This window comes from Paracoccus pantotrophus, from assembly GCF_008824185.1.
Taxonomy (GTDB): Bacteria; Pseudomonadota; Alphaproteobacteria; order Rhodobacterales; family Rhodobacteraceae; genus Paracoccus; species Paracoccus pantotrophus.
The window spans coordinates 39,445-57,886 of record NZ_CP044424.1 but is presented as its reverse complement, the minus strand read 5'-3'; the positions used below and the strand labels follow the sequence as shown (position 1 = coordinate 57,886).

General features: G+C 64.2%; 14 protein-coding genes and 1 pseudogene. 10 read left to right on the top strand and 5 right to left on the bottom strand.

From position 1 onward, the window contains the following. Positions 1–25 precede the first annotated feature (25 nt). The 3 genes from ESD82_RS07660 (at position 26) to ESD82_RS07650 (ending at position 5,695) form a co-directional block, all read left to right on the top strand. Entirely contained in the window at positions 26–1,180 is a 1,155-nt protein-coding gene (locus ESD82_RS07660) for an ABC transporter substrate-binding protein (RefSeq protein ID WP_072464219.1), read from the top strand. After that, entirely contained in the window at positions 1,180–2,916 is a 1,737-nt protein-coding gene (locus ESD82_RS07655; RefSeq protein ID WP_147429469.1) for a GMC family oxidoreductase, read from the top strand. The genes ESD82_RS07660 and ESD82_RS07655 overlap by 1 nt, the downstream gene beginning before the upstream one ends. A 136-nt stretch (positions 2,917–3,052) precedes the next feature. Beyond that, complete coding sequence (locus ESD82_RS07650; protein WP_147429470.1) at positions 3,053–5,695, top strand: phosphoenolpyruvate carboxylase; 2,643 nt, start codon at positions 3,053–3,055, stop codon at positions 5,693–5,695. 150 nt (positions 5,696–5,845) lie between these two features. Here the strand turns inward: ESD82_RS07650 and istB are convergent, their stop codons facing one another. Continuing rightward, the gene (istB, locus tag ESD82_RS07645) at positions 5,846–6,742 is read right to left on the bottom strand and encodes an IS21-like element helper ATPase IstB (protein WP_147429471.1); all 897 of its coding nucleotides are present in this window, start codon (positions 6,740–6,742) and stop codon (positions 5,846–5,848) included. A 108-nt stretch (positions 6,743–6,850) separates the two neighbouring features. Here istB and tnpA point away from each other — a divergent pair, with 108 nt between their 5' ends. Both tnpA and ESD82_RS07635 read left to right on the top strand, forming a co-directional pair. Continuing rightward, positions 6,851–7,246, top strand: a complete 396-nt coding sequence (tnpA, locus tag ESD82_RS07640) for an IS66-like element accessory protein TnpA (protein WP_018000155.1) — start codon at positions 6,851–6,853, stop codon at positions 7,244–7,246. Positions 7,247–7,302: 56 nt separating this feature from the next. After that, positions 7,303–7,698 (top strand): annotated as a pseudogene (locus tag ESD82_RS07635) (IS66 family transposase); the annotation flags it as partial. A gap of 85 nt (positions 7,699–7,783) precedes the next feature. Here the strand turns inward: ESD82_RS07635 and ESD82_RS21750 are convergent. Then, the gene (locus tag ESD82_RS21750; protein ID WP_167521727.1) at positions 7,784–7,999 is read right to left on the bottom strand and encodes an RNA polymerase sigma factor; all 216 of its coding nucleotides are present in this window, start codon (positions 7,997–7,999) and stop codon (positions 7,784–7,786) included. 516 nt (positions 8,000–8,515) lie between these two features. Here ESD82_RS21750 and ESD82_RS07625 point away from each other — a divergent pair. Beyond that, positions 8,516–10,171 carry a BCCT family transporter gene (locus ESD82_RS07625; RefSeq protein WP_147429499.1) on the top strand — a complete coding sequence of 552 codons (1,656 nt, stop codon included), beginning with the start codon at positions 8,516–8,518 and terminating at the stop codon, positions 10,169–10,171. Between the two features lie 584 nt (positions 10,172–10,755). Here the strand turns inward: ESD82_RS07625 and ESD82_RS07620 are convergent. The 3 genes from ESD82_RS07620 to ESD82_RS07610 are packed head-to-tail and all read right to left on the bottom strand — an operon-like array spanning position 10,756 to position 13,635. After that, a complete protein-coding gene (locus ESD82_RS07620; protein WP_147429473.1) occupies positions 10,756–11,517 on the bottom strand; it encodes an SDR family NAD(P)-dependent oxidoreductase in 762 nt (253 codons plus the stop codon). Between the two features lie 13 nt (positions 11,518–11,530). Continuing rightward, positions 11,531–12,481, bottom strand: coding sequence for a C-terminal binding protein (locus ESD82_RS07615; RefSeq protein WP_167521733.1), 951 nt, complete (start codon positions 12,479–12,481; stop codon positions 11,531–11,533). Between the two features lie 11 nt (positions 12,482–12,492). Next, positions 12,493–13,635: a fumarylacetoacetate hydrolase family protein gene (locus tag ESD82_RS07610; RefSeq protein ID WP_147429475.1), complete on the bottom strand. Its 1,143-nt coding sequence runs from the start codon at positions 13,633–13,635 to the stop codon at positions 12,493–12,495. 253 nt (positions 13,636–13,888) lie between these two features. Between ESD82_RS07610 and ESD82_RS07605 the strand changes: the two genes are divergently transcribed. The 4 genes from ESD82_RS07605 to ESD82_RS07590 are packed head-to-tail and all read left to right on the top strand — an operon-like array spanning position 13,889 to position 18,425. After that, complete coding sequence (locus tag ESD82_RS07605; RefSeq protein ID WP_147429476.1) at positions 13,889–15,370, top strand: aldehyde dehydrogenase family protein; 1,482 nt, start codon at positions 13,889–13,891, stop codon at positions 15,368–15,370. Positions 15,371–15,373: 3 nt separating this feature from the next. After that, the gene (gene xylB / locus ESD82_RS07600) at positions 15,374–16,879 is read left to right on the top strand and encodes a xylulokinase (RefSeq protein ID WP_147429477.1); all 1,506 of its coding nucleotides are present in this window, start codon (positions 15,374–15,376) and stop codon (positions 16,877–16,879) included. A gap of 18 nt (positions 16,880–16,897) precedes the next feature. Beyond that, positions 16,898–17,569 carry an HAD family hydrolase gene (locus ESD82_RS07595; protein ID WP_147429478.1) on the top strand — a complete coding sequence of 224 codons (672 nt, stop codon included), beginning with the start codon at positions 16,898–16,900 and terminating at the stop codon, positions 17,567–17,569. Positions 17,570–17,585: 16 nt separating this feature from the next. Then, the gene (locus ESD82_RS07590) at positions 17,586–18,425 is read left to right on the top strand and encodes a MurR/RpiR family transcriptional regulator (protein WP_147429479.1); all 840 of its coding nucleotides are present in this window, start codon (positions 17,586–17,588) and stop codon (positions 18,423–18,425) included. Positions 18,426–18,442: the final 17 nt, after the last annotated feature.

The window sequence follows — 18,442 nt, the reverse complement described above, 5'->3', positions numbered from 1 at the left end:
AATTGTCTGACAGGAGGAGATGACAATGAAAAAGGTAACAAGACAGACCATGCTGGCCGGCGTCTTAGCGCCGTTCGTAGCCACCGCGCAGGGAGGCGCGATGGCACAGGTCGCCAATGTCGACATTGACAAGGAACATGCCGCGCAGGTTGCGCTGATGTCGGCGACCCCGAACGGTCCCGCCGACAAGCCCTGGGAGCAGTGGTTCGACGCCGAGTTGGCCGATACCTCGGCCCATGCAAAGCCCGGTCCGTACCGGGTCTGCTTTTCGAATGCCAGCGTCAGCAACGCCTGGCGCGTGACCGGCTGGACCACGATGAAGGCCGAAGTCGACCTGCACCCGAACGAGATCGCCAGCTTCGACTATGCCGATGCACAGGGAAATGACGACAAGCAGATCTCGGACATCCGCTCGTTCCTCAACAGCGGTTCGTGCGATGTGCTGATCGTCTCGCCGAATACGTCGGCGGCGCTGACCCCCGTGGTCGAAGAGGCCTGCAAGCAGCTGCCGGTCATCACCTTCGACCGCTCGGTAAACACCAGTTGCCCGGTGACCGCCGTGCGCTCGATCGGCGGCTATGCCTGGGGCAAAGCTGCGGCCGATTATGTGGTCGCCAATGTGCCGAAGGGCGGCAACGTACTGGTCCTTCGCACCGCGCCCGGCCTCGACATCTTTGAAACCCGTTGGGCAGCCGCAGAAAAGGTGTTTGCCGAAGCCGACGTCAAGGTGATCGGCAACGAGTTTGTCGGCGGCGACAGGGCGAAGGCCAAGGCGACAGTTGTCGACTATCTCAGCCGCACCGGACATATCGATGCGGTCTGGGTCGATCTTGGCGTGGTGTCTGTCGCTGTGGCGGAGGCTTTCCAAGATATGGGCCTTCCTTATCCGGTCATCACCGGCGAGGATGAACAGGACTATCTCCAGGCTTGGAAGGATGATGGCTTCAAGGGAATCGCCCCCACCTATCCCGCGTTCCAGTGGCGTACCGCTGTGCAGGCCGCGCTGAAGGTACTGAAGGGCGAACCCGTTCCCGCCCCGGAATGGATTCTGCCGCAGCCGGTCATCACCGAGGCCGAGCGTGACGCGTTCATCGATCCGCAACTGCCGCCGCTGCATTTCGCCACATGCGGCTGCGAGTCGATGCCCGGCTACCCGCAACGGTGGGGAGCGAACGACTGATGACACGAAACATCCAGGCGGTTGACTATCTGATCCTGGGTGGGGGCTCGGCGGGCTGTGTGCTCGCCGCGCGCCTCTCTGAGGATCCGTCGAAGACCGTTCTTTTGATCGAAGCCGGTCGCGACATCACGCGGGATTCCATGCCCAAAGATATCCGTGCCCGTTATCCCGGCCTGGCCTATCTTGACCGCGCGAATATCTGGCCCACCCTCGAGGCTCGCATAAGCGGCGCTACCAATACAAAGGGAAAGCAGGCCCCTCGCCTGTATGAGCAGGGACGGGTTCTGGGTGGCGGTTCAGCGATCAATGCCATGGTCGCCAACCGCGGCGCGCTAGATGATTACGATGAATGGGGCCGCATCGGAGCGGAGGGTTGGGACGGCGAGACCGCCTTGCGCTATTTTCGCAAGCTTGAGCGGGACGTTGATTTTGACAACGAATATCATGGTAAGGACGGCCCTATTCCCGTCCGCCGATTGCCGGCCAACAAAGTCTCTCGCTTCGTGCAGGCGGTCAAGCGGACACTCGTGGCTCAGGGCTACCCGGCTCGTGATGACCAGAACGGTCTGTGGGAGGATGGCGTTTTTCCCGCATGCATCACTGTCAGCGACGACGGCCACCGAGTCCCGGCCTCGGTCGGCTATCTGACCGATGAGGTTCGTGCCCGCTCGAACCTGACAATTCAGACCGGGACGCATGCCCTGAAACTGACGTTCGACGGCAAGCGCGTGACGGGCGCCGTGGTGGCCCGCGATGGTGAAGATCCCTGTCCCATCCCGGCAGGCGAAACATTGGTGACCATGGGAGGCATTCATTCCTGCGCGCTGCTGTTGAGAAGCGGGATCGGACCTGCGGAAGAATTGCAATCGCTTGGTATCTGTTCCCGTCATGATCTGGCTGGCGTCGGCAAGAACCTGATGGAACACCCGCTTATCGCCGTCTCGACCTACCTTCCTCCGGCCCTTCGGATGCAAGATCTCGAGGAGCATCATGATCAGGCGCTGTTGCGCTACACCTCGTCGATTTCCGACGCTGAGGCGGGCGACATGCACTGCGCCATCCTGGGACGGACCGCCTGGCACGGCATTGGCCAGAGACTTGGCACAATTCTCGTTTGGGTCAACAAAGCATTTTCGCGCGGCGAAGTCCGTCTGCGTAGCGCAGACCCGAGAGTGGAACCTGAGGTCGATTTTCGTCTGCTTTCGGATCCGCGAGATATGGAACGCCTGAAGGAGGGCTTCCGGCTGGCCGCTAAGATACTCTCGAATCCCGATCTGAAGCAGGTATGTGGCCCGGTCTTCCCGACCAGCTATTCCGAACGGGTAAAGCGCGTATCTGCACCAGGCCCATGGAACGCCTTCCAATTGCGGCTTTTCTCAAAGATGCTCGACTGGGCAGGACCGCTGCGCAACCTGTTGATCCATACTGTCGTCACCATGGGCATAAGCCTGCGGAAACTGCTCGCCGACGACAGGGGTCTGGAAGAGTTCATCGGAAACTCCGTGTCAGGGGTATGGCACGCGTCAGGTACCTGCCGCATGGGCGCCCCAGATGACCCGATGGCGGTCACAGACGGAGGCGGGCGGGTCCTGGGACTTGATGGCCTGAGGGTGTGTGACTCCTCGATCATGCCATCCATCCCGCGCGCCAATACTAACCTGCCGACCATGATGCTGGCCGAGCGCTTGGCAGATGTCATCAAGGCAAACGCGGATGCCGGCCTTTCCGGGACTTAATTGCTTCGGACTGCTTACCAGGCGCGCCACCGGAGATGCGGGACGATTTCTGCATCTCTGCGCCTACCCGACCTTACCATAACCACCTTACCCGACTGGCGCCCGCTGTAGCCCGAAACGCAGGGTCTGCGAAGCGATGGCGCTCTCTGCCCGCGAGGATCTCATGCCGACTTTATCGCGCCCGTCCCTGTCCGGAACGAAGCTATCCGCCAACGTCTCGACCTTGGCAAATGAAGATATTCTGCAGCGGACGGTCGCTGAACTGCAGGGAATACTTGGCGCCGTCATCTGCGAGCAGGAGGGCTCGGCGCTCTTCGCTTTGGTCGAGACGCTCCGACGCCGCGCAATTGGTTTCCAGCGCAGTGGCGTTTGCGAACTGCGTGAGGAACTGAATGGACTTCTCTCCGGGCGAGAGGCCGGGGATCTGGAAAAGGTTCTGCGCGCCTTCACCCTGTCCCTGCACTTGGCCAATATCGCTGAAAGCGTGATCCGAGGTGATGCCAGGGCTGCGCGGACAACGCTTTTAGATGCGCTGGAGACGATCCCGCCTCAAGTCCGTAGACAACTGTCCGCTGGCATTGTGCTCACCGCTCACCCGACTGAAATCCGCCGTCAGTCCGTCATTGACATCGAAGGGAGGATCGCTGGCCTGCTGGCTTCGGATGGTGCGATACGCGACCGCGATGCCATACGGCGCGAAATCCTGACCCTGTGGCTGACCGAACTGTCGCGCCGCGAGAAGCTCCGTGTCCAGGACGAAATCGCCAACGGAGTTTCGGTGGCAATGCGGTCGATTGTTCCGGCGATGGTCAGCGTGCAGTCCGGCATCGACCGACATTTCGCCGCGGAGACCGAGCGTCCTGCACCCTTGTTCACGCTTGGGACCTGGATCGGCGGCGACCGCGACGGGAATCCTTTCGTTACGCGCGACGTCTTCGACCATGCTGTCACTACGCAGCAAAAGGCCCTCTTCACCTACTACCGCACCGCGCTCGATGCGCTATTTTCAGAGCTTCCGATTTCAGATCGCTATCTCTCGTCGAGTCCCGCACTCGAACGCCTTGCCAATACTTTGCCGTGTGGCACCTCTCTGCGGCATGATGGCGAGCCTCTGCGGCGGGTGATCAGGCATATGCGCACGCGGCTAGACGCGACCGAGACAGGTGACCCGGAAGGCTATCCGGACGCAGACGGGTTCGGGGGGGATCTTGATGCGCTGGCCGAAGCGATGGACGCAGCTGGCGCCAAGGCGCTCGCCAACGGGCGGCTGGCCGAAATTCGCGCAACCTTGCGGCTCGCCGGCTTTCATCTATTTACCATCGATCTGCGGCAGAATTCCAGGGTCCACGGGCATTGCCTGCATGACATCCTCGCTAAATCCCGGCTCTGCGTGGATTATCTCTCCCTCTCCGAAGCAGAACGCATCGCCCTGCTGAGTACCTTGCTTGATGGCGACCTTCCTGACCCCCGCTCTTTGGACTGTTGTGAGGAAACGCGGAGCGAGCTTGCCATCTTCGAAGCCGTTGCCGTGGCGCGGCAACGGCTCGGACCCGAACTGGTCCGTCATGCGATCGTTTCAAATACCGAGTCCGTTTCGGACATCCTGGAAATCGCCGTGCTGCTTAAGATGCACGACTGTTTCGGAGGAAAGGACCCGATCCTGCCCGTGCCACTGTTCGAAACGATTGCGGACTTGGGTCAGTCGCTTCCGGTCATGCGCGCACTCTATGCCATTCCGGCCTATACCCGAGCGACGCGTGCGTCCCGGCCCGAGGTCATGTTGGGCTATTCCGACAGCAACAAGGACGGAGGCATCCTGACCTCGCGCTGGGAAGTCTGGAAAGCCGAGGCCGCGATCAGTGCCTTCTTCGAAGAGATTGGGCGAGACGTTGCCTTTTTTCACGGCCGCGGCGGATCGGTCGGCCGGGGGGGCGGCGCGATGCGCGACGCGATTCTCGCTCAGCCCCCTGCGCTGCAGAGCCGCGGGTTTCGGCTGACGGAACAGGGCGAGGTCATCTCGAAGCGCTATGAGACGCAAGCCCAAGCAACAATACGGTTCTGCGAACTTGGCATTGGTTTGGCCGAGGCAGAAGCCGCACGCGTGACTGGCGCGCCTCCACGGGTTTTCCTGGCCACGATGGAACGGATTTCAAAGGCTGCCCTTGTTGCATACCGTGGCCTGTCTCAGTCGCCAGGATTCCTGACTTTCTTCCGTGAAGCGACAGTGATCGACCACATCGCATCACTCAACATGGGGTCGCGACCGGTCTCGCGCTCGACCCTCGACAGCTTGGCGGACCTCAGGGCGATTCCTTGGGTCTTTTCGTGGTCGCAATCCCGATTCAACCTGCCTGGTTGGTTCGGTGCAGGCACGGCCCTCACCGAGGCCTGGGACGGGGGCTTGCTAACCGAGATGTATCAGGACTGGTGGCCGTTCCGGCATGTGATGGACGCGATCGCCAAGGCAATGGCCCGGACAGATTTCTCCATTGCCACCGCCTATGCCGACTTGGTGACAGAACCCGGCCTGCGTGCCCAAACCGTTGACGTGCTGCGTGCCGAACACAATCGCATGCAGGGCATGGTCGAGATGCTGACTGAAAGGTCCGATGCTGCTGATCAAGGGTTCAGTTTACGCCGTGCTTACTTAGATCCTCTGCATTTCGCCCAGATCGACCTGCTGGCACGTTTGCGCCGTGACGGCAGCGATCCCAAGTTGGAGGATGCTTTGAAGATCTCGATAAACGGTATCGCCTCCGGCCTTCAGGGGACCGGCTGAGCTTCGAAACGCGCCTGATCGTGGCGAACTGGCGCCGCCATATCTGGCCGCTGTGCCGCTCCAAGTATAGGAATTACGATCCTCATTCTCTTAGGCTCAGGTATAGCGCGGCAATCTGGGTGAGACTTGCGCGACAGTCAGGATGAGATTCTATGTCGCGGCATCGCTGAGGTTATCACGCTGATTGTCGCTGGCAACGTCGTCGTCACATTCTGATTGCCGCGCCGCGTCAACCTTGGGAGTGTTCTTGATTGTCGCGTAGGCCGCCGGACGGCCCCGCTGGCGTTTGCCCTCGAGGGCGGAGCGTCGTCGATAGCTTTCGACGTTCATCTCGAAGATGGTCGCGTGGTGAACCAGGCGGTCGACGGCGGCCAAGGTCATGGCCGGATCCGGGAAGACCCTGTTCCATTCTCCGAATGGCTGATTGGCCGTGATCATGATGGAGCGGTGTTCGTATCGCGCCGAGATGAGTTCGAAGAGAACGCTGGTTTCAGCCTGATCCTTGGAGACATAGGCAAGATCGTCGAGGATCAGCAGGTCGAACTTGTCGAGTTTTGCAAGGGCGGCCTCGAGTTGCAGCTCCCGCCTTGCGAGTTGCAGCTTCTGAACCAAGTCGGTGGTCCTGGTGAAGAGGACGCGCCAGCCGTTCTCGATCAGCGCAAGGCCAATGGCGGCCGCGAGATGGCTCTTGCCGCCACCTGGCGGGCCAAACATCAGCACATTGGCACCCTTGGCCAGCCAGCTGTCGCCGGCGGCCATGGCCATCACCTGAGCCTTCGAGATCATCGGGACCGCCTCGAAGGCGAAGCTGTCGAGCGTCTTACCGGGCGGCAGGTGAGCTTCCGCCAGGTGCCTCGTGATCCTGCGCTGCGACCGTTCAGCCAGCTCATGCTCGGCGATTGCGGCCAGGAAGCGCGCGGCAGGCCAGCCCTCCCGATCCGCCCGTTCGGCGAACTGGGGCCAGAGTGTCTTGATCGTCGGCAGCCTGAGGTCGTTCAGCATGATGCCGAGACGGGCCTCGTCGACCGCGTGGGATACGGCCTTCATGCGCCTGTCTCCACCATGACAGAGGTGCCGATCAGCGCCTCATAGCTGCCAAGATGGACCGTAAGCGTCCGGCCTGACCGCCCTGCCGCGTGGTGAAAGAGGCGGATAGTGTCCACCATTGATAGTGGACACTATGGTGATGGCGTGGCGCGTCGGACGAAGCGACTTTGGACGGATGAGGAGAAGCGTTCGATCTGTTTCCAGACGGCGGCGCCGGGCGTTTCCGTGGCTCAGGTGGCGCGGCGCTACGCGGTGAACGCGAACCTGATCTTCAAGTGGCTGCGCGATCCCCGTTATGCGCCGGACCCCACCTCGGTTGCGCGCCCAGCAGAGGAGGCGCGGTTTCTGCCCGTAGAGATCGTCGCGGAGACCAGGTCTACTCCGGCGGCACCTGCCGCCGAGAACCACATCGAGATCGAGCTGGCGGGCGGTCACCGGATGCGGATCAGCGGCAGCTATGATCCTGAGGCGCTGGCGCGGCTGATCCGGGGACTTTCGGCGTGATCCCGGTTCCGGCCAACACGCGGGTCTGGCTGGCTGCCGGGGTCACCGACATGCGCAAGACCACCACCCTTCTGGAGCCACTGGCCGAGGCCATCGGGCGCCATGTCCTGTCGGCCGAGGCGATCTTCGCCGACGATACGCCGGTGCGGATGCTGGCGCCCGGCACCGGCAAGACCCAGACGGCCCGGCTCTGGACCTATGCCCGCGATGAGCGCCCATGGGATGGCGATGCTCCGCCTGCCGCATGGTATCGCTTCTCGGGCGACCGCAAGGGTCAGCACCCCAAGGATCATCTGGCCCGTTTCCGCGGCTGGATGCATGCCGACGGCTATGCCGGGTTCGAGGATCTCTACCGTTCCGGCGCCATTCGCGAGGTCGCCTGCATGGCCCATGTCAGGCGCAAGTTCGTAGACATCCACCGATCGCAAGGTTCGCCGATCGCTGAGGAGGCCAGGCGGTTCCAGAACGCCTCGGCCGCGGGCGCCGGATCGGCGGTTTCGGGCATATCCGCGATGTCGGCATTGCGTCGCTGCGCCATCAGCGCGTTGATCGCAAGGTGCGTGCCGATCGGCGCAGATAGGCACGCGGATCGCGGACCCCGGCCATTCCGCCCTCTTTCTCCAGCACGCGCGAGAACGCGTCCTGGATCAGGTCGTCCGCCATGCCGAGGCTGCCGGTCATTCTTGTCAGGAACCGACGCAGACCGGGCCGGTCCTTCATGTAAAGGCAGGCAAGATGGACGGAATCGGTCATCCGAAAGTTGGGAATCCTTGAACAGACGAGAGAGGATGCAGGTGCGCAATTTCCGACCAAATCAATCAGAAACCGCTTGCAAGCCGTGCGGAAGGCCACGATGCCCGGGCGGTCGCGCAACCGCTGAGGGAACGCCACGTCGGATTGCATCAGGAAGAGGCTGGTCGTAGCGGCTTGGTTGGCGCCTATGCGATGGGGGTGATGCGGGAGGCTAAAATGCGGCGTGCCTGCTGAGCATGATGCCCATCTCCGTCATAGGCAGAACCAGAGTGGCTAATGCTACTGCTAACTTGGCATCCGACCTTCCGATTGCCGATCTCGTATGTGGGTGGCGATCATGACGACGTTGTGAAATCCTCGTGCGCGCAGGCGCCCTGGGCGCCGAGTCGAAGTTTTCGGCGCCCGATCGCACCACAAATGAGAAAGGGACGCATGTCACAGACACCCACACCCGACAAACCGCCTCACAAAAGCCACAAGGGCCATCCCGGCGATCTTTGGCGAGAGCAGGAGGCCCTGGCGGGCCATCTCGACCCCGACCCCGATCCGGGCGTCGAGGCGCTGCCGCAGCCCGAGGGGCCGACCGAGATCATCGAGACCGAATACCAGATCGGCCAGGACAATATCGAGGGCGTCAGGCCGGTCGCCTTCGACATCCATAACCCGGTCTTCATGATCTCGGCCGTGGCCGTGGTGCTGTTCACCGCCGCCACGCTGCTGTTCCCGACGGTATTGGGGCCGTTCTTCGCCGGATTGCGCGACCTGGTGACCAGCCGCTTCGACTGGTTCTTCCTGATCGCGGGCAATGTGTTCGTCCTGCTTTGCCTTGGCCTGATCCTGTCGCCGCTGGGAGGGATCCGGCTTGGCGGCCCCGAAGCGACGCCGGATTTCAGCCTGACCGGCTGGTTCGCGATGCTGTTCGCCGCCGGCATGGGCATTGGGCTGATGTTCTATGGCGTCAGCGAGCCGCTGGGGCATTTCACCGCCGCCCTGGGCGGGCCGGTGGTCGAGGACGGCATCCGCACCGACTGGGCGCCGCTGGACGGGGCGCCGGGGGACGAGATGGCCGCCCGCCGCCTGGCCATGGCCGCGACCATCTTTCACTGGGGGCTGCACCCCTGGGCGATCTATGCGGTGGTGGCGCTGGCATTGGCGCTGTTTGCCTATAACAAGGGGCTGCCGCTGACGCTGCGCTCGGTCTTTCATCCGCTGTTCGGCGAAAGGGTCTGGGGCTGGCCGGGCCATGTCATCGACGTCCTGGCCGTGCTGGCGACCCTGTTCGGGCTGGCCACCTCGCTGGGGATCGGGGCCGAGCAGGCCGCGGCCGGCTTTCATTTCCTGTTCGGCTGGAGCACCGCCAGCGCCGCCAAGATCGCGCTTATCGTCATCATCACCGGCGTCGCGACGGGTTCGGTGGTGCTGGGGGTGGAAAAGGGCGTCAAGCGGCTGTCCGAGATCAACATGGTGCTGGCGCTGATCCTGTTGCTGTTCGTGATCCTGGTCGGGCCGACCTGGCAGATCCTGACCGGGTTTTTCGGCAATCTGGGCGCCTATGCCGCCGACCTGATCCCGCTGTCCAATCCCTTCGGACGCGACGACGACAATTTCCGCCAGGGCTGGACGGCCTTTTACTGGGCCTGGTGGATCAGTTGGTCGCCCTTTGTCGGCATGTTCATCGCCCGAGTCAGCCGCGGCCGCACGGTGCGGCAATTCCTGGTCGCGGTGCTGATCGTGCCCTCGCTCATCTCGGTGCTGTGGATGACCGCCTTCGGCGGCACGGCGATCACGATGACGCTGGGCGGCTTTTCCGGCGTGGCCGATGCGGCGCTGGAATTGCAGCTGTTCCAAATGCTGTCGCAGCTGCCGCTGACCGCGATCACCAGTTTCGTGGGCATCGTGCTGGTCATCGTCTTTTTCGTGACCTCGTCGGATTCGGGATCGCTGGTGATCGACACCATCGCCGCGGGCGGCAAGATCCACGCCCCGGTGCCGCAGCGCATCTTCTGGTGCAGTTTCGAGGGGCTGGTCGCCATCGCGCTGTTGCTGGGCGGCGGGCTGACGGCCCTGCAGGCGATGGCGGTTTCAACCGGGCTGCCCTTTACGCTGGTGCTGCTGGGGGCCTGCTGGGCCATCGTCAAGGGCCTTCTGGGTGAAAGGCGCGAACTGGGCTGAGGGCGTCACGCATGGGATGGGCGGGCAGGTTTCCGCCCATTTCTCGTGGCCGCTTCCCCGCGGCAGGATATCGCTGCCGTGTTGCCAGACAGACTTGCTTGCAAGCTGCTCAGGCCATCCGAAATCAGGTTCATTCAGTGGGCGGTTTGGAGAGCTAGGGTCTTGAGAAACAAGGCCCTGCCAGGGTTTCGGCCTGAGCGTGACCCTTTGAATCGCGCAAGCGTCGAAGACAGTTCCACAGAGCCGGGGATTGCCAGCACCTTGTGCCCTATATGCCGGTCCTTTCGATGGCTTCCACAGCGCTTCCGCCGCTCAACTATTGTCCTCGGACCAATAGTGAACATGGTCTTGCTGTCGAAGACCGGCCAGTGGGCCTAGACAGCAACAAATAGTCGGCTCATTCCACAGTGGTTGACTGTTTCGTGGATGTGCATGCCTGTGCCGATCGGATCACCGTTCGTCAGGGTGGCGGCTTTCGAAAGACCGGCTGCGCCGTCCCGCCAAGTCGGCCACAGCCACTGACGGCGGGGGCAGGTGGGCCGTGAGAACCTGCCGGTGTCCGGCGATCCTGTGTCGCGCCGCCGTCAGATGCAAGTATAGCCCGCATCGGCGTTGATGACCGCGCCGGTCAGCAGGCTCGACGCATCCGAGGCGAGGAACTGCACCACCGAGGCGATCTCGTGCGGTTGCCCCATCCGTCCGGCAGGCGTCATCTCCAGCCAGCGCGACACCAATCCGGGCTGGCTTTCCAACCCGTGCAGCAGCGGGGTCTCGATATAGGTCGGCGCGACGGCGTTCACCCGCACCCCGCGCGTGGCCCATTCGACGGCCAGCGATTTCGTCAGGTGATGCACGCCGGCCTTCGATGCGTTGTAATGGCATTGCGGCTGCGGCACGTTGACGATCTGGGCCGACATCGAGCCGATATTGACGATGGAGCCGCGCCCGGCCTCCAGCATGCGCCGCCCGAAGCCGCGGCAGGTGCGGAAGACCCCGGTCAGGTTCACGGCGATCACCTTGTCCCATTCGGCGTCCGTCATGTCCTCGGCCGGGGTGTTGGTGACGATGCCGGCGTTGCAGACCAGAACGTCCAGCGGCGGCAGCGCCGCCGCCAGCGCGTCGATGGCGACGCCGTCGGTCACGTCCAGCGCCTCGGCCCGGACCTTGAAGCCTTTGGCCCTCAGGTCGCGGGCGGTGATCTCGGCGCGGTCGCGCAGGATGTCGGTGCAGATCACCTCGGCCCCGGTCGCTGCCAGCCCCTCGGCGATGGCGGCGCCGATGCCCTGGCCCGCGCCGGTGACCAGCGCCAGCCTGCCGGTCAGATCCTGTTTTGACCTGTAATCCATTCGAAGCTCCTCCTCAGGTCAGTGCGCAGCGCAGCGGCTCGCCGCGCAAGCCACGCAACGCCTCCTCCGACGCCAGCCGTTGCAGAGCATCGACCGAGGCATCGGAATAGAAGGCGGCATGGGGCGACATGATCACATGCGGCGCCTCGCGCAAGGCCGAACCCGGCGGAAGCGGTTCCTTTTCGAACACGTCGAGGCCGGCGCCGGACAGGTGACCGGACATCAGCGCCCCGGCCAACGCATCCTCGTCCACCAGCCCGCCGCGCGAGCAATTGATCAGGATCGCTCCCTTGGGCATGCGCGCGATGGCGGCGGCGCCTATCAGGTGCCGCGTTTCGGGCGTCAGGGGGACGTGCAGCGACAGGACATTGGCGCCGGAAATCACTTCGTCGCGGGGCAGGGGGGTGATGCCGGCCGCGCGGATCTGGTCCTCGGGAATGAAGGGATCAAAGCCGGTGATGCGGCAGCCGAATACAGCCATGCGCGCGGCATAGGCCCGCGCGATCCGGCCCAGCCCGATCAGGCCGACAGTGGTGTCGCGCAGCGAGCGCAGCCCGTCCACCATCCGGTCGATCTTCCATTCGCCGGCGCGAATGCCGTCGTCATAGCTGCCCAGCTTGCGCGCCAAGGCCAGCGTCATCGCGGCGGCATGGTCGGCGACCTCGTCGACGCCGTAATCGGGCACGTTGCAGATGCGCACACCCAGATCGCGTGCCGCGGCCAGATCGACATTGTCCACGCCCACGCCATAGCGCACCACGACCGCGCCAGGCGCCATCGCCGCCATGACCTTGCGCGTCATCGGGGCGAAGTTGTTCAGCACGGCATTTGCGCCCCGCACCGCCTCCAGCGCCTCGTCCTCGCTGCGGCAGTGGAACTCGGTGAAGGCGGCGCCGGCGGCCTCGGCTGCCGCCTGTTCGTGCCGGGTATTGCCGAAGGCCTGGTCGGTGACGACCAGTTTCAGGGTGGCTCCGCTCACAGCAACCCCCGTCCGGCCAGGTTGCGCATCAGGGCGCGGGTACCGAAGGTCCAAGGCGCGGCTTCGTCGGAATGGACGACGGTATTGCGCAACGTGCCCAGGAGCGGGGTCGAGATCTCGACCACGTCGCCCGGCTTGTGGGTAAAGCCCGAGCCCTTCTCGGCGCGGTCCTGCGTCGGGGCAAACATGGTGCCCAGGAACAGCATGAAGCCGTCGGGGTATTGATGCGACTTGTTCATCGTCTGCGAGACCAGATCGGCGGGTTTGCGGCTGATCTCGGCCATGTTCGAGCGGCCGGACATATGGAAGCCGTCGGTGCCGGTGACGGCCATGGTCAGCGTGGCGTTTTCGATGTCGGCAAGGGTGAAGGCATCGTCGAACAGGCGGATGAACGGGCCGATGCTGCACGAGGCGTTGTTGTCCTTGGCCTTGCCCAGCAATAGCGCCGAGCGCCCCTCGACATCGCGCAGGTTTACGTCGTTGCCCAGCGTCGCGCCGCGAATGTTGCCCCGGCTGTCCACCGCCAGCACCACCTCGGGCTCGGGGTTGTTCCAGTCCGAGATGCGGTTCACGCCGACCTGTGCGCCATGGCCGACCGCCGACATCGGCTGCGACTTGGTGAAGACCTCGGCATCCGGGCCGATGCCGACTTCCAGATATTGCGACCACAGGCCCTCGGCGATGAGTGCCGTCTTGACCTCGGCGGCCTTTTTGGAACCCGCCTCGATATTCGACAGGCTGTCGCCGATCAGTGCGCCGATGCGCTGGCGCAACTGGTCCGCGCGGGCCGGATCGCCCGAGGTGCGCTCGTCGATCACGCGCTCGACCATGCTTTGCGCGAAGGTCACGCCGCAGGCTTTCAGCGCCTGGAAATCGCAGGGCGCCAGCAGGCAGGGGCGTTCGGCGTGATAGCCCATTTCCGCCGGGTCCAGCACCAGGTCGTCGGGCGTGCCGACGGCCTCGCCGGTCAGGCCGTCGAACCGGCCTGCGGGATCATCGTCCAGGAAATCAGCCATGGAGACGACCGATTCGGTCACGTCGATCAGGGCGCCATCACGCAGGATCACCACGGACGGACCTTTGCCGGGGCGCCAGATGCGGCCGACAAGCTTTGCGGTTTCGGGGGAATTGGGTAGCATGAGTCTCACCTCCTCGGGTTTGTAGTGAAACTACATTTGAGGATGGATTCCCGTCAAGGAGGTTGATGCGGAATGGTGGCAGAAATTTTCTCGCCACCAGCAAGGATTCCAATTTAATCATGAAAACATCGATATAGGGAAAATCATTGGCCAATCCGCGCATCCGCCACTGGCGACCCTCAACAATCCCTCTTGCCAGAATGTAGTTATGCTATATTTTGGCGCCATGAGGACGCAGGGAGGTGCCAAAACCATGACAGAACAATCCATTCTGGAAGCGATTGGCCGGCTGGACGGCATGCTCTTCATCAATGGCGCGTTCCGCCCTGGCGCGGGCGACCCTCTGCCGGTGGAAAATCCGGCGACTGGCCAGGTCATCGGCCATATCGCCGCCGCCACCGACGCCGAGATCGAGGCCGCCGTGCAGGCCGCGCGCCGGGCCTTTCGTCCCTGGGCCGCGGAATTGCCCAAGACGCGTGCCGCGGCACTGCACCGACTGGGCGACCTGATCGCCGCCGATGCGCCAAGCATGGCGCAGATCATGACCGCCGAGCAGGGCAAGCCGGTCAACGAGGCCAGGGGCGAGATCCTGAAGCTGGCCGAGGCCTGCCATTTTTATGCCGAAGAGGCGACCCGCGTGCATGGCGAGATCGTTCCGAACGACCAGCCCGGCTTTCAAAGCCTCGTGGTGCGCGAACCCATCGGCGTCGTGGGCGCGATCACGCCCTGGAACTATCCGGCGGAATTGGTGGGCTGGAAGCTCTGCGCCAGCCTCGCTTCGGGCTGCACCATCGTCATCAAGCCGGCCGAGATCACGCCTTTCACCGCGCTGGCCATCGCCGAAAAATGCCTTGAGGCCGGGATTCCCGCGGGCGTCGTCAACGTGCTGACGGGCAAGGGCTCGCAGGTCGGGCAGGCGCTGGTCGAGCATCCGCAGGTGGACAAGATCGCCTTTACCGGCTCCAGCGCGGTCGGCCTGCATATCCAGCAAAGCTGTCCGCAGGTAAAGCGGATGTCGCTGGAGCTGGGGGGCAATTGTCCGATGATCGTGACCGCCAGCGCAGATGTCGCGGCGGCGGTCAAGGGCGCCGCCCGGCGCAGCTTCCGCAATTGCGGCCAGATCTGCATCGCCATCAACCGGATCTATGTCCACCGCTCGGTCTATGAGGAATTCCTGGCCGGGTTGGGCCAGGCGGCGGATGCGCTCAGCGTGCATGACGGGTTGACGCATCCGGCGGCGGATCTGGGTGCCATGGCCTCGGCCGAACCGCTGGCCAAGACGCGGACCCATCTTGAGGACGCGCTGGCCCGAGGCGCGCGGCTCATCGCGGGCGGCAAGGCGCCCGAGGGCGCGGAATATGCCAAGGGGCATTTCTTCCGTCCGACCGTGGTCGCCGATTGCACGCATGAGATGCTGGTGATGACCGAGGAGACCTTTGGCCCGCTGGTCGGCGTCGCGGTTTATGACGACTTGACCGAGGCCGTCGAATTGGCGAACGACACGCCCTATGGGCTGGCCTCTTACGTCTATGCCCGTGATCTGACCGAGATCCACGCCCTGTCGGCAGGGCTGGATTACGGCAATGTGGCGATCAACAATGTCGATGCCGGGATCATGAACGCCCCCTATGGCGGCCGCAAGCAAAGCGGCGTCGGCTATGAGCATGGGCGCGAGGGGTTGCTGGAATACTTCAACTTCAAGCATGTCCGGCTGCATCACGGCGTCGGGGCCTGAGCCATGCAGGCGCTCCTGGGCATCGACATCGGCACCTCGGGGTGCAAGGCGCTGCTGATCGGCACCAACGGCGCGGTGATCGCGGCGGATACCGCGACCTATCCGCTGTCGCAGCCGCGTCCGGGCTGGACCGAGCAGGATCCCGAATTGTGGATCGAGGGCGCGCGCAAGGCCGTGGCCGGGGCGCTGGCCAAGGCGCCGGGGGTCGAGATCCTTTGCGTCGGCCTGTCGGGCCAGATGCACGGGCTGACGCCGCTGGACGCGGATCATCGGGTGCTGCGCCCGGCAATCCTGTGGAACGACCAGCGCAACGGCGCCGAATGCGCGGCGCTGACCGAGGCGGCTGGCGGGCTGGAAGGGTTGCTCGCCGCCACCAACAACCGGATGCTGGTCGGCTATACCGGCGGCAAGATCCTGTGGATGCGCAACCATGAGCCCGAGTTGTTCGCGCGCATGGCCCTGATGCTGAACCCCAAGGATTATCTGCGCCTGCGTCTGACCGGCGAGGTGGCCAGCGAGGTCTCGGACGCCTCGGGAACCGGGTTTTTCGACGTGCGCCGCCGGCAATGGGCGGCGGGGCTGATCGAAACCGCTGGAATCGACCCGGCGCTGCTGCCCCCGGTCTTTGAATCGCAGGAGATTACCGGCCGGATCTCCGCCAAGGGCGCGGCGCTGTTCGGCCTGCCCGAAGGGGTGCCCGTCGCGGGCGGCGGCGGCGACAGCGTGATCCAGACCATCGGCTCGGGCGTGATCGCGCCGGGCGAGCTGCAGACCACCATCGGCACGGCAGGGATACTGGCCGCGGCGCTGGATGTGCCGCAGGACAACCCCGACGGCAAGTTGCAGGTGTTCTGCAATGTCGCCGCCGACAAGTGGCATTGCATGGGCGTGTCGCTGAATGCGGGCGGCGCGATGGGCTGGTATCGCGATACGCTTTGCGCCGATGCGCCGCCGTTCGAGCAACTGGTGGCCGAGGCGGCCGAAAGCCCTGCCGGCGCGCGGGGCCTGCTGTTTCTGCCCTATCTGAACGGGGAACGCTGCCCGCATCCCGATCCTTCGGCGCGCGGGGCCTTCATCGGGCTGACTGCCCGGCACCGCCGGGCGGACCTGACCCGCGCCCTGATGGAAGGCGTGGTGCATGCCTTTGCCGACATGCACGCCCTGATGCGGCCGATGGGAATCGACGGGCGCATCGTCAAGGCTTCGGGCGGAGGGGCGCGCTCGGCGCTGTGGCGCCAGATCCAGGCGGACATGTTCGATTGCGACGTGGTGACCACCGAAGGTGCGGCCGAGGGCGCGGCCTTCGGCGCGGCGCTGGTGGCGGGGCTGGCCGTGGGAGTCTGGCCGGACGCGGCCACCGCTGCGCGATGCTGCCGCGACCTGACGCGCGAGTCGCCCGATCCCGCTGCTGCCCACGTCCATGCGCGCGCGCATGAGATCTATTGCTCGCTCTACCCGGCGCTGAGCGACAGCTTCGCCGCACTCGGCGATGCCATTTTCGATCAATAACCGCAGGAGCCCGCTTTCATGTCCGCCTATTCCGCGTTCATTTTCGACCTGGACGGAACGCTGATCGACAGCGCCCCCGATATCGCCGCGGCGTTGAACGTGGGTTTCCGGGGCAACGGCTGGCCCCAGCTCGATCCCCGCTATGTCGAGCAATTCATCGGCAACGGCCCCCGCCGCCTGATCACCGACATTCTCGACGACCAGGGCATTCCTTATGATGATGCGGCAGTCGAGCATGCGTTTCAGGGCTATTTGCACGCCTATCTGGACGATCCGGCCGGCCGGACCCGATTCTTCGATCACGTCCCCGAGGATCTTGCGGCTTTGCGCGCTGCCGGGCTGCGGCTTGGCATCTGCACCAACAAGAACCATGCCGTGACGGGCAAGGTGCTGGAACAGCTCGGCCTGGCCCATCTGTTCGATGCAGCGGTGGGGGCGGATGCGGTCCCGGCCTGCAAGCCCGATGCCCGCCACCTGATGGCGGTGGCCGAGGCGATGGAGCTTCAGCCCGGCACCTGGGCCTATGTCGGCGACACGCCGGTCGATCAGGCTACGGCCAAGGCAGCGGCGGTGCCGTTCTATGCCGTGCCATGGGGCGGTGGCGCCGGGGTCGAAGTCGCCGCCGGCCACAGGTTGACCCGTCTGGCGGATTTGTTGCAGCACGAACGGAAAGCCACCGCCGCAGGATAGCGGCCAGGAGAAAGCCATGACCGTCAGCCTGCTGCAACGAATCCTGCACGAACGCGAAGAGATGCGCCCGGCCGAGCGGCGGGTGGCCGATTATGTCGGCACCGCACCGTCGGAAGTGATCCATATGAGCATGGCACGGCTGTCCGAACTGTGTTCGGTCAGCGATCCGACGATCATGCGCTTCTGTCGCCGGTTCGGCTTTGACGGCTATCAGGATTTCAAGCTCAACCTGGCGCAAAGCCTCGTGCCTTCGGCACCCTTCGCGTATGAGCAAATCACCCCGCAGGACAGCATCGGCAATATCGTCCGCAAGACCTGCCGCAATTCGCTGAATGCGGTCCAGCGCCTGGCCGAGGATCTGGACCCCGAGCAGGTGGCCGAGGGCGCGCAGCTTTTGCAGGCGGCAAGCTGGACGGGCATCTACGCCACCGGCATTTCCGAGGTGAACGCGCTGGATGCCGAGCACAAGTTCCAGCGTCTGGGGATGCGCTGCCAGGCGCTGTTGGGCAAGCAACGGCAATGGATGCACGCGGAAAGCGCACGCCCCGGCGATGTCGCGCTGATCTTTTCGCAATCCGGCCATACCAAGCAGATGGTCGAGGTCGCCACGGCCGCCCGGGCCGGCGGTGCCCGCGTGGTCGCGGTCGCGGCTGGCGACAGTCCGCTGGCACGGGTCTCGGACGCGGTCATCGCGGTGCTGCCCTATGACCGGACCGAACTGATGACGCCCCTGGCCTCGCGGCTGAACCACCATCTGGTCACCAACATGCTGGTGACTGCCATCGCCATCGCCAGCGGCAGCGAGTTCCCTGACCAGCTTCCCGCGCTGGATAGCTGGCAGACCGACAAGATCTGAAACCCTTGAAGCAGCGC

Bases quoted from the DNA above. Each gene is read 5' to 3' on its own strand.
- ESD82_RS07595 (WP_147429478.1), top strand. From the start codon at position 16,898: ATGTCCGCCTATTCCGCGTTCATTTTCGACCTGGACGGAACGCTGATC.
- ESD82_RS07655 (WP_147429469.1), top strand. From the start codon at position 1,180: ATGACACGAAACATCCAGGCGGTTGACTATCTGATCCTGGGTGGGGGC.
- ESD82_RS07660 (WP_072464219.1), top strand. From the start codon at position 26: ATGAAAAAGGTAACAAGACAGACCATGCTGGCCGGCGTCTTAGCGCCG.
- ESD82_RS07590 (WP_147429479.1), top strand. From the start codon at position 17,586: ATGACCGTCAGCCTGCTGCAACGAATCCTGCACGAACGCGAAGAGATG.
- ESD82_RS07650 (WP_147429470.1), top strand. From the start codon at position 3,053: ATGGCGCTCTCTGCCCGCGAGGATCTCATGCCGACTTTATCGCGCCCG.
- ESD82_RS07610 (WP_147429475.1), bottom strand. From the start codon at position 13,635: ATGCTACCCAATTCCCCCGAAACCGCAAAGCTTGTCGGCCGCATCTGG.
- xylB (WP_147429477.1), top strand. From the start codon at position 15,374: ATGCAGGCGCTCCTGGGCATCGACATCGGCACCTCGGGGTGCAAGGCG.
- ESD82_RS21750 (WP_167521727.1), bottom strand. From the start codon at position 7,999: ATGACCGATTCCGTCCATCTTGCCTGCCTTTACATGAAGGACCGGCCC.
- istB (WP_147429471.1), bottom strand. From the start codon at position 6,742: ATGAAGGCCGTATCCCACGCGGTCGACGAGGCCCGTCTCGGCATCATG.
- ESD82_RS07620 (WP_147429473.1), bottom strand. From the start codon at position 11,517: ATGGATTACAGGTCAAAACAGGATCTGACCGGCAGGCTGGCGCTGGTC.
- ESD82_RS07605 (WP_147429476.1), top strand. From the start codon at position 13,889: ATGACAGAACAATCCATTCTGGAAGCGATTGGCCGGCTGGACGGCATG.